13 protein-coding genes are annotated in these 12363 nt (G+C 70.9%); 5 read left to right on the top strand and 8 right to left on the bottom strand.

The genetic code is table 11. The features are described 5' to 3' along the window. Together ABT004_RS27310 and ABT004_RS27305 are read left to right on the top strand one after the other, a co-directional pair. On the top strand, positions 1-259 hold a 259-nt coding region (locus ABT004_RS27310), incomplete at its 5' end, for a transposase (protein ID WP_351341962.1). A 586-nt stretch (positions 260-845) separates the two neighbouring features. After that, positions 846-1553, top strand: coding sequence for a M23 family metallopeptidase (locus tag ABT004_RS27305; protein ID WP_351341960.1), 708 nt, complete (start codon positions 846-848; stop codon positions 1551-1553). A gap of 22 nt (positions 1554-1575) precedes the next feature. Here ABT004_RS27305 and ABT004_RS27300 read toward each other — a convergent pair whose 3' ends face one another. After that, the gene (locus tag ABT004_RS27300) at positions 1576-2157 is read right to left on the bottom strand and encodes a TetR/AcrR family transcriptional regulator (RefSeq protein ID WP_351341958.1); all 582 of its coding nucleotides are present in this window, start codon (positions 2155-2157) and stop codon (positions 1576-1578) included. A gap of 131 nt (positions 2158-2288) precedes the next feature. Here ABT004_RS27300 and ABT004_RS27295 point away from each other — a divergent pair, with 131 nt between their 5' ends. After that, positions 2289-3923, top strand: coding sequence for an MDR family MFS transporter (locus ABT004_RS27295; RefSeq protein ID WP_351341956.1), 1635 nt, complete (start codon positions 2289-2291; stop codon positions 3921-3923). 142 nt (positions 3924-4065) lie between these two features. Here the strand turns inward: ABT004_RS27295 and ABT004_RS27290 are convergent, their stop codons facing one another. Next, entirely contained in the window at positions 4066-4764 is a 699-nt protein-coding gene (locus ABT004_RS27290; RefSeq protein ID WP_351341954.1) for an SDR family oxidoreductase, read from the bottom strand. Positions 4765-4966: 202 nt separating this feature from the next. Here ABT004_RS27290 and ABT004_RS27285 point away from each other — a divergent pair, with 202 nt between their 5' ends. Continuing rightward, on the top strand, positions 4967-5548 hold the full coding sequence (locus ABT004_RS27285; RefSeq protein ID WP_351341952.1) for a TetR/AcrR family transcriptional regulator: 582 nt from the start codon (positions 4967-4969) through the stop codon (positions 5546-5548). A gap of 13 nt (positions 5549-5561) precedes the next feature. Here the strand turns inward: ABT004_RS27285 and cseC are convergent, their stop codons facing one another. The 6 genes from cseC to ABT004_RS27255 all read right to left on the bottom strand — a co-directional run bounded on the left by cseC (position 5562) and on the right by ABT004_RS27255 (position 11345). Next, on the bottom strand, positions 5562-7010 hold the full coding sequence (gene cseC, locus ABT004_RS27280) for a two-component system sensor histidine kinase CseC (RefSeq protein ID WP_451193598.1): 1449 nt from the start codon (positions 7008-7010) through the stop codon (positions 5562-5564). A gap of 22 nt (positions 7011-7032) precedes the next feature. Further along, entirely contained in the window at positions 7033-7761 is a 729-nt protein-coding gene (gene cseB, locus ABT004_RS27275) for a two-component system response regulator CseB (protein WP_351341964.1), read from the bottom strand. A 36-nt stretch (positions 7762-7797) separates the two neighbouring features. Next, positions 7798-8442, bottom strand: a complete 645-nt coding sequence (locus tag ABT004_RS27270; protein ID WP_351341950.1) for a hypothetical protein — start codon at positions 8440-8442, stop codon at positions 7798-7800. Between the two features lie 53 nt (positions 8443-8495). Continuing rightward, positions 8496-9047, bottom strand: coding sequence for a SigE family RNA polymerase sigma factor (locus ABT004_RS27265; protein ID WP_351341949.1), 552 nt, complete (start codon positions 9045-9047; stop codon positions 8496-8498). A gap of 174 nt (positions 9048-9221) precedes the next feature. Then, on the bottom strand, positions 9222-10121 hold the full coding sequence (locus ABT004_RS27260; protein WP_351341948.1) for an iron-sulfur binding domain-containing protein: 900 nt from the start codon (positions 10119-10121) through the stop codon (positions 9222-9224). Positions 10122-10655: 534 nt separating this feature from the next. Continuing rightward, the gene (locus tag ABT004_RS27255) at positions 10656-11345 is read right to left on the bottom strand and encodes a phosphatase PAP2 family protein (protein WP_351341946.1); all 690 of its coding nucleotides are present in this window, start codon (positions 11343-11345) and stop codon (positions 10656-10658) included. A 186-nt stretch (positions 11346-11531) separates the two neighbouring features. Between ABT004_RS27255 and ABT004_RS27250 the strand changes: the two genes are divergently transcribed. After that, positions 11532-12347 carry a hypothetical protein gene (locus tag ABT004_RS27250; protein ID WP_351341944.1) on the top strand — a complete coding sequence of 272 codons (816 nt, stop codon included), beginning with the start codon at positions 11532-11534 and terminating at the stop codon, positions 12345-12347. Positions 12348-12363: the final 16 nt, after the last annotated feature.

Here is a 12363-nt window from a genome sequence, read left to right as displayed (position 1 = left end):
AGGAGACCTCGCCCAGCCAGGACCGCTCGGCGGTCTGCTTGGCCTGGGTGATCAGTTTCTGCGACAGCTCGGCGGCCTTCGGGAACGGCGCCCCAAGGGCGTCTCCTCACGCCGTCTCCGCCCGGAGTTCCCCGACCTGGTCCGTCACTACTGGCGGGCAAACAAACTATGGTCCAGCTCCTACTTCGCCGGCACCGTCGGCGGCGCACCCTTGTCGGTGGTCCGCCAGTACATCGAGCAGCAGAACCGGCCGGTGTGAGCACTACCCGGCTCCGCCGGGACCAGCCTTCGCGGCGCTCCGCACCGCGGCTGAAGAACCGCGGTGTCCGGCTCCGCCGTACAAAAATCGGCGACGCTCCGCATCGCAGCAGCTGATTGGCTCCACCCCCGGCGTGAACGCCGGGGGACTGCGAATGAATCGCGGTAGCCCCGGTCACATCCGCAGGGGGTTGGATCTTGTCGGTCGGTGACATGCCGCACAGGACGTGGATCACGTACTAACGGAAATAGTGGTACGTGGGTTGGTTTGCCGTGCTGTTACGTGGCTGATGGGTTTCGGTGATTTGTCCGTTTCGGTGTGGAGGGTGGCGCGGTCGGCGTGCGCGGCTCGGGCGTACGGCGATGAAGTGCGGTTAAACCCGGGATGAGTGCATAAATCGGACGACGTTCGTCCCGGCCGGGTCGTCGGACGTCCCGGACCGTTTCCGGGGCGGGTCTACGAGGAGATGTCGTAGATGGGCGTTTTGGGTGTCGATGGGGGGCGGGGTTACCAAGGGATGGCCGGCCCGGCAGCACGAGGCAGTGCGCCGGGCCCCCTCATGTCCCAGTTCGAAAGGTCTGCCCATATGTCGAAGCGCACCCAGTCCCACCGCCCCGGTACGTCGATGCTCCGTAAGCGGGCTGCCGTCGTGGCCGCCGGATTCGGAGTCTCGGCGCTGCTGGGGGCCGGGGCCGCGGTCGCCGACTCCGCAGACGCCACCGCGCTCCCCGGTATCGCCGCCGGCTCCGTCGAGGCCCAGGCCACCGCGCAGGCCAAGGCCGCCGACAACGCCGCGAAGGCGAAGAAGGAGGCCGAGGCGAAGGCGAAGGCGGCCGAGGCCAAGAAGAAGGCCGCCGAGGAGAAGAAGGCCAAGTCCTGGATCGACCCGGTCAAGCACTACGAGCTCTCCGCCGGCTACTCGCAGGGCGGCAGCATGTGGGCCAGCGGCCACCACTCCGGCCAGGACTTCGCCGTGTCGACCGGCACCGACGTGATGGCCGCGCACAGCGGCACCGTCGTCAAGGCCGGTGGCAACGGCGCCGGTGACGGCCCCGCGTACGGCAACGCCATCGTCATCAAGCACGGCAACGGCACGTACTCCCAGTACGCGCACCTGTCCCGGATCGACGTGAAGGTCGGCGACACCGTCACCACGGGCGACCACATCGCGAAGTCCGGCGACACCGGCAACTCCAGCGGTCCGCACCTGCACTTCGAGATCCGCAAGACGGCGGACTACGGCTCGGCGATCAACCCCGTCTCCTTCCTGAAGAAGGAGGGCGTGAGCGTCTGACGACGCCCACCGCACCGGTCCGTCAGCTGTGATGGGCCCGGGTGACCAGGTCGGAGGCGACCTCGAGGATGGCCTTGCGCTTCTCCTCGGGGTCGCCTTCGACGTCTCTGAGGACGAACATTCCGGCGTGCATCGAGAACAGCGCGCTGAAGCAGCGGACCCGGTCGGTCAGCGTGACGTCCTCGGGGAGCAGATGGCCGAGCAGGGACGTCATCCGTTCCTTGAAGTTCTCGCCGATGCTCAGCTCGCGCATCGTCGCCTGGTTCTCCTGCATGAAGCGGAAGAGCGGGGCGGCGTCGGCCAGCGCGTTCGAGTAGTGGCCGAGGATCTCGAGCTTGGCCCCCAGCGTCGGCGGCTGCTCGGCGGCCCACGCGATCACGTCGTCGATCGGCCTCATCAGGTCCGTGAACAGACTGACGACGATGTCTTCCTTGGTCTTGAAGTGGTAGTAGAGCGCGGCCTTCGTCACACCGAGCCGCTCGGAGATCTCCCGCAGCGAGGTCTTCTCGTAGCCCTGCTCGGCGATGAGCTCCAAGGTCACGTCCTGAATGCGCTGGCGGGTGTCCCCGCGGCGCCGCTGCGGCTTACTGCTGCCCGTGACCATCGGCTGCTGCCTCTCGTGCCCTTGGTAAAAAACTTACTTGACGCCCGGCTAGTTGGCGCTCTACTTTCCCCATTGTAGGTAACTAGCCGGGCGACAAGTAAGTCCCGGGTGACGCAGGGGGAGTGGGGACCATGACACAGGCGGCGGCGCGGCCCGTGACATCGGATCAGAAGCCGGGACGGAAGTCGGATCGGAAACCGGATCAGAAGTCGGATCAGAAACAGGTGAAGCAGCCGCGCAGCGTGCGGGTCGTGCTGCTCGCGCTGATGCTCGCCATGTTGCTGGCCATGCTCGACAACATGATCGTGGGCACCGCGATGCCCACCATCGTCGGCGAGCTGGGCGGGCTCGAGCACCTGTCGTGGGTCGTCACCGCGTACACGCTCGCGACCGCCGCCTCCACGCCGATCTGGGGGAAGATCGGCGACATGTACGGCAGGAAGGGCGCCTTCCTGACCTCCATCGTGATCTTCCTGGTCGGCTCCGTGCTCAGCGGAATGGCCCAGGACATGGGGCAGCTGATCGGGTTCAGGGCCGTGCAGGGGCTCGGCGCCGGCGGACTGATGGTCGGGGTCATGGCCATCATCGGCGATCTGATCCCGCCCCGTGAGCGGGGCAAGTACCAGGGCATGATGGCCGGCGTGATGGCGCTCGCCATGATCGGCGGGCCGCTCGTCGGCGGCACCCTCACCGACCACCTCGGCTGGCGCTGGGCCTTCTACATCAACATTCCGCTCGGCATCCTCGCCCTCGTGGCGATCACCGCCGTGCTGCATCTGCCGAAGAAGCGGTCCGGGGGGTCCATCGACTATCTGGGCGCCGCGCTGCTCACCGTCGGCATCACCTCGATCGTGCTCGTGACGACGTGGGGCGGGAGCGAGTACGCCTGGGACTCCGCCGTGATCATGGAGCTGATCGGGATCGGCGTCGCCGCGCTCGTCGGGTTCGTGTACTCGCAGACCAGGGCCGCCGAACCGATCGTGCCGCTGCACATCTTCCGCAACCGGAACTTCACGCTGATGTCCGTGATCGGCTTCGTCACCGGCTTCGTGATGTTCGGCGCGGTGCTCTTCCTGCCGCTGTACCAGCAGTCCGTGCAGGGCGCGTCCGCGACCAACTCCGGTCTGCTGCTGCTTCCGATGCTGCTCGCGATGATGGTCGTCTCGCTGATCGCGGGCCGGGTCACCACCAACACCGGCAAGTACAAGGTGTTCCCGGTGGCGGGCAGCGTCCTGATGATCGTCGGTCTGTTCCTGCTCGCGCAGATGGACACCGGGACCTCGCGGTTCACGTCCGGGCTCTACATGGCCGTGCTCGGCGCCGGGATGGGCTGCCTGATGCAGATCACGATGCTGGTCGCGCAGAACAGCGTCGAGATGAAGGACATGGGCGTCGCGTCCTCTTCTACGACCCTGTTCCGTACGCTCGGGTCCTCGTTCGGCGTCGCCATCATGGGCGCGCTGTTCAACAACCGGGTGCAGGACGTCATGGCGGAGCGGGCCGGGGCGCTCGGCGGGAAGATCACCGAGCAGTCGGCGCAGCTGGACGCGGCGAGCCTGGCGAAGCTGCCGGAGCAGGCGCGGGACGCCTACCAGTTCGCGGTCTCCTCCGGCACGCACTCCGCGTTCCTGCTGGGCTCCGTGGTGGCACTCGGCGCGCTTCTCGCGGCGGTCTTCGTCAAGGAGGTCGTGCTGCGGGGGGCCGCGCCGACCCCCGCCCCCGAGGACGCGGTGCCCAGCGATGAGGCCGTGGCGAAGTCCGGCTGACCCCGGCTCCGGTCGGTTCGGGCGGTCCTCGGTGCCCTACGGTGCCGGGGACCGCTCCGTCTGTGTGTCGTCGTCGCCCGTGAGAGCTGGGCCGACGGGTGGCTGAGTTGCCCTGCGCGGCAGTTCATGTGGGACGTGCGGTTCAGCGGCCGGTCGGCAGGTTCGCCCCGCCGGTGCAGTCCAGTACCACTCCCGTCAGGAACCCGTTCGTGGCAAGGGAGTTGATGGCCTGCGCCACCTCCTCGGGGCGTCCTGCGCGACCCACCGGGGTGGTCGCCGCGAGCCCCGCGAACAGTTCCTTGCGCTGCTCCTCGGGGACCCGGCCCCACCACGGGGTGTCGATGACGCCGGGCGACACGGCGTTGATCCGGCGCGGGGCGAGCTCCACGGCGAGCGGCGGGATCATCGACTCCAGCGCACCGTTGATCGCGGCCAGGCCCGAGGTGCCGGGGAAGGCCGCGCGGGCCGAGGCCGCCGTGATGAGGGTGATCGACGCGTGCTCGGTCAGCCGCGGCAGCGCCGCCTTCAGGATGCGCAGGTGGGGCCAGAACTTGGCGTCGAAGCCGTGCGCCAGGTCGTCGAGGTCGAGGTCGGCGAACGGGCCGCTGCCCGCCGCGCCGCTCACCGCGACGACGAGGTGGTCCACGGGCGCCGTGGTGGCGAAGAAGGCCTCGATGTCGCCCTGATCGGTGGCGTCCATGCGGTACGTGGTGGTCTTGCCGCCGATCCGCGCTGCCGCCTCGTCGAGCTTGCCGTGGTCGCGGCCGGTGATGGTGACCTCGGCGCCCTGTGCGGCGAACAGCGCGGCGGTGGCCTCGCCGATGCCGGAGCTGCCGCCCATGACGAGGTGTGGGTGGGTGTGCCGGAGGGTGTTGCAGCAGTCATGGTGACCCTGTCCGCTTGGTCCCGGGGTCCCCTGGGTGGTTGACGAGACCGTCGGTCTCGATAGGGTGAGTGTTACCGAGACCGAGAGTCTCGTCAAGAGATTTCCGACGAAAAGGCCGCCGGAACTCCCTTACGGAGAAGCGGAGAAGGTGAGTCGCATGCCCCCTGAGCGGGCCCACACCGGACGCCGACGCAACGAGGAGGCGCGCCGCGCCGTACTCGACGCCGCCCTGCGGCTGCTCGCGGACGCGGACGGCGCGGCGGTGAGCGTGGACGCCATCGCGAGGGAGGCGGGCGTCGGCAAGCAGACGCTGTACCGGTGGTGGCCCTCGAAGGGCGCGGTGCTCCTCGACGCGCTCACGGACCGCGCCGACGCGGAGGTGCCCGCTCCCGACTCCGGCGCGCTGCGCGGGGACCTGCGGGCGGTGGTCGCCGCGACGTTCGCGGGGGCCCAGCGCGACCCGGTCGCCCCGGCCCTGCGCACGCTCGTGCGGGAGGCCGCGAACGATCCTCATCTGGCCGATCTGATGCGGGAGTTCACGGGGGCGCGGCGGGCCGCGCTGCGCGAGGTCCTGGAGCGGGGTCGGGAGCGCGGTGAGCTGGCGGACGACTGCGACGTGGAACTGATGGTGGATCAGGTCTACGGAGTCTTCTGGTACCGGTTCCTGCTGGGGCACGCCCCGTTGGGGGAGTCGGAAGCGATTCGGCTCGCGGACTCCCTCGTACGACAGGGGAGTTGACCGGAGCCGGGGTTCACTTGCCGCCCGGCAGCCGCACCATCGGGAAGCTCCCCGTGTTCGTCGGGGCGTGCTCCGGCAGCCACAGCACGGCCACGGCGCCCTCCGCGGGGGCGTCGTGGTCCGCTCCCTGCGGGCGGATGTTGCGGAACGTGAGGCGCGCGCCGAGCACCCGGGCCTGGCCCGCCGCGATCGTCAGACCGAGGCCGTGCCCGTGCCCCGCGCGGTCCGCCGCGCCGGTGCGGAAGCGGCTGGGACCGGCCTCCAGGAGCTCCTCCGGGAAACCGGGCCCGTGGTCGCGCACCCGGAGCACCCGTCCCTCGATGCTGACCTCGATGGGCGGGCGGGCGTGCTTGGAGGCGTTGGCCAGCAGGTTGAGGAGGATGCGCTCCAGGCGGCGCGGGTCCGTCGTCACCGCGGACTCGTGGATCACGTGGACGCTGACGCCGTCGCCCGCGCGGGCCGCGATCCGGCGCTCCACGAACTCGCCGAGCATGATGTCCTGCAGCTCGGCCCGCTCGGCGGCGCTGTCGAGCCGGGCCACCTCCAGGACGTCCTCGACGAGCGTACGCATCGCCTGCGCACGGTCCTTGACGAGTTCGCTGGGCCGTCCCGGAGGCAGCAGTTCGGCCGCGGTGAGCAGACCGGTGACCGGCGTGCGCAGCTCGTGCGCGATGTCGGCGGTGACCCGGCGCTCGGCCTCCAGGCGCTGCTTCAGGGCGTCGGCCATGGCGTCCACGGCCTGCGCGAGATCGTCCGTCTCGTCGAGTACGACACCGCCTATGGCACGCCGGACGCGGACGTCGCTCTGACCGGCCGCGACATCGCGGGCCGCGCTCGCCGCCTTGCGCAGACGCCGGGAGAGCTGGCCGCCGATGAGGACGCCGAGCGCGCTGCCGCCGAGCACGACGGAGATCGAACCGATGAGCAGCGCCTTGTCGAGGTCCTTCATCACGGTGGCGCTGCGGTCGGCGAACCGGGTGTGCACCGAGAGGATCCCGCCGTTGCCGAGCGGGACCGCGGCCCAGATGTCGGGCACGCCGCCGGCCGACTCCGACACGTAGGTGACGCGGCGGCCCTCGCGGGCCTTCGCGCGCAGGTCGGGCGGGAGCAGCGGATCGTCCACCTTGAAGCCGACGGGCAGATTGCCGCCGCGCGCCTCGTACTGCCGCTGCACGAACTGGATCCGCTCGTCCTGTACGTCCCGCGCGCTGTCCAGCATGGAGACGCGGGCCGCGTTGTGCACGACGAGGCTGAGGGCGACGGCGACGAGGGCGCCCACGAAGGCGATGGCCACGCTGATCTTCCAGCGCACGCCGGTCCGCAGACCGTGCGGGATCCAGGAGCGGGCGGACTTCCGCACGCCACCCGCGGAGCGCCCGGTGCCCGAGCCTTTGGCAGCGGCCGTGGCGCGCGGCGCCGGTACGGCCGTCTCCGACGGGGTCTGCGTGGTCCCCCTTCTCATATGCGCTGTCCCATCAGCCCGGTCAGGCCTTGAGCTTGTAGCCGAAGCCGCGGACCGTCTCGATGCGGTCCTGGCCGATCTTCGTACGCAGCCGCTGCACATGGACGTCGACGACGCGGGTGTCACCGCCCCAGCCGTAGTCCCACACACGCTCCAGGAGCTTGTCGCGGGACAGTACGGAGCCGGGCGCGGAGGAGAACTCGAGCAGCAGGCGCATCTCGGTGGGCGTCAGGGCCACCGTCTCCCCGCCCTTCCTGACCTCCATGCCGTCCGTGTCGATCTCCAGGTCGCCGAAGCGCAGCTCCCCGTGGTCGGGCGCCGGGCTCTCCTCGGCCGCGCCGGAGGCCGCCGCCGCGCCACCCGCGTGCCCGAAGCGGCGCAGCACGGCGCGGATCCGGGCCACGAGCACCGCCCCGTCGAACGGCTTCGTCACGTAGTCGTCGGCCCCCGCCTCCAGGCCGAGCACGACGTCGATGGAGTCCGCGCGCGCGGAGAGCATGATCACCGGAACCGTCGACTCGTCGCGGATGCGGCGGCACAGGGAGACCCCGTCGAGGCCCGGCACCATCACGTCGAGCAGCGCGATGTCCGGCCGGTCCGACCGGAACGCCTCCAGGCCCGCGAGCCCGTCCGGCATCGCGGTCACCACGAAACCGTCGCGCTCCAGGGCGAGCTGGGTGGCCTCGCGGATGACATCGTCGTCCTCGACGAACAGGACGTGCGTCGGCTCGCCCTTGCGTTCACCGCCCATGCCGGCCATCCGTTCTCTCCTCCACCACGTGTTGTCTCAGCCGCCGTCGTCCGAAGGTGCCGCGCTCTCCCCGTCCACCGCGTTGCTGTAATCGTTGTGCGTGCGGCTCTCCTGGGTGAACGCGTGCCCGCCCCACCGGTACGTGAGGACCTCCTCGCCCGACGGTGAGGCGACCGAGTCGCCCTTCTCGTACACCTGCTTGGTGACCACGAGATCACCTCGGTCGATCTCCGAGTACACCGGGGGCTCTTCGTCCTTGAACACATTCTTGTACGTGCCGCCCTCGTCGCGATACACGTACGTGCCGATGCCGACCGCGTCCCCGCAGGTCATCACGTTGACCACGACGTCGCTGCGGGAGCTGCCCGTCAGCGTGCCGTAGCTCACGTCGACCGGGTACTCGTCCGCCACGCACGGCTTCAGGTCGCGCTTGATGTCCGCGCCGACCTTCGGGTCCCTCTTCACCATCCGCACCGCCTGGGCGGAGCTCGGGGCGCTCGGTGAGGCGGAGGCCGAGGGACTCGCGCTGCCCGCCGCCGTCGAACCGACCGGGTCCGTGCGGGCCGGGCCCTCGTCACGGGCGCCGGTGCCTCCGGTCGAGCACGCCGCGAGGACACCGGCGAACAGCCCGATGGCGGCGAGCCCGGCGATCGCCGCGCTCCCCGCCTTCACTCCCCGCATCAGGGCGGAACGCCCCCGCATCAGGGACGTACGAATCCCAGAGGCACGTATGCCTAGGCCGCGCAACGCTCCCGCTCCTTCACGTCGAGCGCGCGGCCGGCCAGTTCCTCGCGCTCCCGCTTCTCCAGCTCCTCACGGAGCCGGGCGAGGGCCCGGTGCAGCGTGCTCTTCACGGTTCCGGCCGACATTCCGAGAGCGGCGGCCGTCTCCTCTGTGGACATCTGCTCCCAGTGTCGCAGCACCACGACGCTGCGCTGCTTCGGAGCGAGCACCTTCATGACGTCCATCAGCAGGGCGCGGTTCGCGTGCTGCTCCGTCGAGTCGTCGACCGAGGACTCCGGGAGCTGCTCGGTGGGCACTTCCTCCAGCTTGCGCGCCCGCCACCACTCGGTCCGCGTATTGATCATGACGCGGCGCAGATACGCGTCGGCCAGGCGCTTGTCCGCTATGCCGTCCCAGCGGCCGTACGTCCGTACGAGCGCGGTCTGCAGCAGGTCCTGGGCGTCGACCGGGTCGGGCACGAGACGCCGGGCGCTGCGCAACAGGGCGTCCTGCCGCGTCCGCACGTACTCTTCGAACCCGAGCACCTCACCGGCGTGCGCCATGATCAACTGCCTCCCGCTTCCCGCAATACCCGTGGGCCGCACAGGTTGTGTGCGGTTACGAGGAAGAAGTTACGGAGGAGTTGTCACGGCGTTGTCCGTTCCGGCCACCGGGTAACGCACGACTACCCGTCGGTTGTGTAACGAAGCCGGCCGCGGCTTTTCGGCGCGCCCTGCTCAGCCCTGCGGAAGCCGGTACAGACCGCCCGCGAGCGGCTCCACCAGACCGTCGTCGACCAGGCCGTCCAGGGCCCTGGCCCGCTGCACCGGCTCGTCCCACACCCGGTCGAGCACCGGCTGCGGCACCGGGTCGACGGCCTCGCGCAGCACGGCGAGCAGCTTGCCGCGCACCTGTCGGTCCGTGCCGGCGTACGTCTGGCCGCGCCGCGGCGGGCCCTCGTGCGCGGGCTTGCCCGCGAGCCGCCACGAGCACATCGCGGCGATCGGGCAGCGGTGGCACTCCTCGTTCTTGGCGGTGCACACCAGGGCGCCCAACTCCATGGAGGCGGCGGCCCACTTGGCGGCGGTGTCCTCCTCCTCGGGCAGCAGGGAGCGGGCCAGCTTCCGCTCGGCGGCGGTCGTCGCGTTCGGCGGGTACTGCACGCCGGCCACGGCGCGGGCGAACACGCGCCGCACGTTCGTGTCGAGCACCGCGTGCCGCTGCCCGTACGCGAACGAGGCGACGGCGGCCGCCGTGTACTCGCCGATGCCGGGCAGCGCGAGGAGCTGCGCGTGGCCGGTGGGTACGTCGCCGCCGTGCCGTTCCGTTATGGCGACGGCGGCGCCGTGCAGGCGCAGGGCGCGGCGCGGATAGCCGAGCCGACCCCAGGCGCGGACGGCCTCGCCGGGCGCCTCGGCGGCGAGGTCGGCGGGGCGGGGCCAGCGGGCGAGCCACTGCTCGTACACCGGGAGCACGCGGCTGACCGGGGTCTGCTGGAGCATGAACTCGCTGACCATCACGCCCCACGGGCCCGCGTCGTGGCGGCGCCAGGGGAGGTCGCGGGCGTGCTCGGTGAACCAGTCGATGACCGGTGCGTGCAGATCGGCGTTCTCGGGGTTCTTCGTGAGCGCAGTCATGGCACATCCGATCCTGCCATGTGCGGGGGCCGGGGCGGGGGATCGCGGTGGGCGGCGGTTCTGTTGCGCGGGGGGCCGGGGGCCGGGCCGGTGGGTTTCGTTGCGGCGCACGGGGCGCCGGTGGGTTTCGTTTGCGGGGGCCGGGGTTGTGGGGGCTGTGCCGGGGCGGCGCCTGTCGTTTCCGTTGAGCGGCACCGGCTGTGCCGGGGCGTGCTCGTCTCCCGCCCGCCCCCTCCGGGGGCTCGGCCCGACCGGGGCCCGGGTGCAGAGTCGGGCCGGCGCCCCTTGTTCGTTGCGCGGCACCGTGCGCCGCCTTGCCCACCCTGCCGCCCCAGGCGGCAGATTGCCCAAGGCAGTGGCGGTCGACCGCAACGGGTGGGGTGGGCTTGGCCGCGGTGTGCCCCAGACGGGGGTTGCCCGCCGCAATGGGTGAGGAGGCGGACCCGGTGGCGGAGTGCCCGAGGTGGGGCGGCTCCGGTCGTAACGGGTGGCGGCGTTGTGCCTGAGGTGGGCCCACCTGTGGCAGCGGAAGGTTCAGCGCCGGTGCGAGCCCCGTCGTGAGCGGCCCTCGGGCGCCGAGCCGCGCCCGCGACCGGACCCGCGCCCGGACCCGGCCCCCGCCGGCCCCGGCCCCGCGAACCATCGCACGAGCCCGTTCCCCGACCCCCGCATCGCCTCGGTCACCCGCGCTCCCGGCCGCGTCAGAAGGCGTACGACGAGGAACGCGACGAGGGTGCCGAGCAGCAGGCCCACCGCGACGTCGTGCGGGTAGTGGACGCCTACGAAGACGCGCGAGAACGCCATGAGGAGCGCCATCGGCACCGTGAACCAGCCGATCTTCGGCCAGGCCAGCGCGAGGCCCACCGCCGCGGCGGCGGCGATCGTGGCGTGGTTGGAGGGGAAGGACCAGTCTCCGTAGACCGGGCAGTCGATCAGGGACGGCAGGGCGCCCGAGACGGCGCGGCAGGGCCGTTCCTCGTCGATCCCCGACTTGACCACCTCGCTGATCACATACGCGACCGCGGTGCCCAGCGGCGCGAGCACCGCGACGGCGAGTGCCCTCGGGTCGTTGCCCCGTGCCCGCCACCAGGCGACGACGAAGAGCACGGCGAACAGCAGCAGTCCCAGTTCCGTCCACACCTCCATGAGGTGCTGAAACCACGACGGGGTGTCGTGGGCGAAATCGGTGATGCCGCGATAGAGGTCGGAGTCGATAGTTCCCATGGTGACGGACAGTATGCAATACCCAAGAGCTGCCACATCCAGCGACGGTCGTGGGCCCCACCCGACGATCGACAGGGGTCCGGAAGCCCGTTCGGCGGCCCGCGCGTGATGATGATCCGGAAAACTTGAGGGTCGAGGCGGCGGGTAGCGCCGGACAACGGCCCGATCTCTCGTAAGGTTTGGGGCGTGGGATCTCTGCGCAATCCGATCGGGCCGCTTCCCTCCTCCATCTATTGGCGACGGAGGGTTGTTCTGCTGTCCGTGGTGGCGCTGCTCGCCCTGCTGATCGTATGGATCGTCACTATGGGCGGGGGCGGTGGGAACAACGGCGCCAGTGGCTCCGGCGGCAAGAGTCCGACGGAGTCGATCACGCCGGGGCCCTCCGGCACGGGGCCCGCGATCAGCGAACACCCCGGCGGCCGCGACGAGTCGGGCGGTTCCGGCGGCTCGGGGTCGGGCTCGGGTTCCGGCGGTTCGGGTTCGGGTGCGGGCTCCGGCGGTTCCGACGATGCCGCGGGCGGCGACTCCGGTGACGGTGGCGGCAGTGGTGGCAGCGGGGGCACGTCCTCCGGTGACCAGGTCCCGGCCGGCTCCAGCCTCCCGGACTGCACGGCGGGCGGCGTGACCCTGAAGGTGCGCAGCGTCCACAACTCGTACGCGCCCGGGGAAAAGCCGAAGCTCCAACTCGTCGCCAAGAACACGGCGGACAAGTCCTGCAAGGTCGACCTCGGTCCGAAGACCGCGGTGGTCACGATCACCAAGGCGGAGGCCGACAAGCCGTTCTGGTCCTCCGACGACTGCCCGGCGGGCGCGGGGAGCATGGTGCTGCGGGCCCCCGCGGGCGGCACGGTGCAGCGTGACTACACGTGGGATCTGCGGCCGAGCGCGCCGCAGTGCGCGACGCCTTCGGCGGGAGCTGCGTCGCCGGGTACGTACCTGGTCGAGGTGAAGGCGGCGCAACTTCCGGAGGCGCAGGCGTCGTTCGTCCTCAAGCAGGACTGAGCCGTTTAAGCCCCGC

The sequence above is a fragment of the Streptomyces sp. NPDC002790 genome (genome assembly GCF_040295505.1).
GTDB lineage: Bacteria > Actinomycetota > Actinomycetes > Streptomycetales > Streptomycetaceae > Streptomyces.
The sequence above is the reverse complement of the archived record's forward strand: the minus strand, read 5'-3'. Positions and strand labels throughout refer to the sequence as shown.

Coding starts and splice junctions, on each gene's coding strand:
- ABT004_RS27305 (WP_351341960.1), top strand. CDS start 846: ATGTCGAAGCGCACCCAGTCCCACCGCCCCGGTACGTCGATGCTCCGT.
- ABT004_RS27290 (WP_351341954.1), bottom strand. CDS start 4,764: ATGGGCGGCAGCTCCGGCATCGGCGAGGCCACCGCCGCGCTGTTCGCC.
- ABT004_RS27260 (WP_351341948.1), bottom strand. CDS start 10,121: ATGACTGCGCTCACGAAGAACCCCGAGAACGCCGATCTGCACGCACCG.
- ABT004_RS27295 (WP_351341956.1), top strand. CDS start 2,289: ATGACACAGGCGGCGGCGCGGCCCGTGACATCGGATCAGAAGCCGGGA.
- ABT004_RS27300 (WP_351341958.1), bottom strand. CDS start 2,157: ATGGTCACGGGCAGCAGTAAGCCGCAGCGGCGCCGCGGGGACACCCGC.
- ABT004_RS27255 (WP_351341946.1), bottom strand. CDS start 11,345: ATGGGAACTATCGACTCCGACCTCTATCGCGGCATCACCGATTTCGCC.
- ABT004_RS27265 (WP_351341949.1), bottom strand. CDS start 9,047: ATGGCGCACGCCGGTGAGGTGCTCGGGTTCGAAGAGTACGTGCGGACG.
- cseB (WP_351341964.1), bottom strand. CDS start 7,761: ATGGGCGGTGAACGCAAGGGCGAGCCGACGCACGTCCTGTTCGTCGAG.
- cseC (WP_451193598.1), bottom strand. CDS start 7,010: ATGAGAAGGGGGACCACGCAGACCCCGTCGGAGACGGCCGTACCGGCG.
- ABT004_RS27270 (WP_351341950.1), bottom strand. CDS start 8,442: ATGCGGGGAGTGAAGGCGGGGAGCGCGGCGATCGCCGGGCTCGCCGCC.
- ABT004_RS27285 (WP_351341952.1), top strand. CDS start 4,967: ATGCCCCCTGAGCGGGCCCACACCGGACGCCGACGCAACGAGGAGGCG.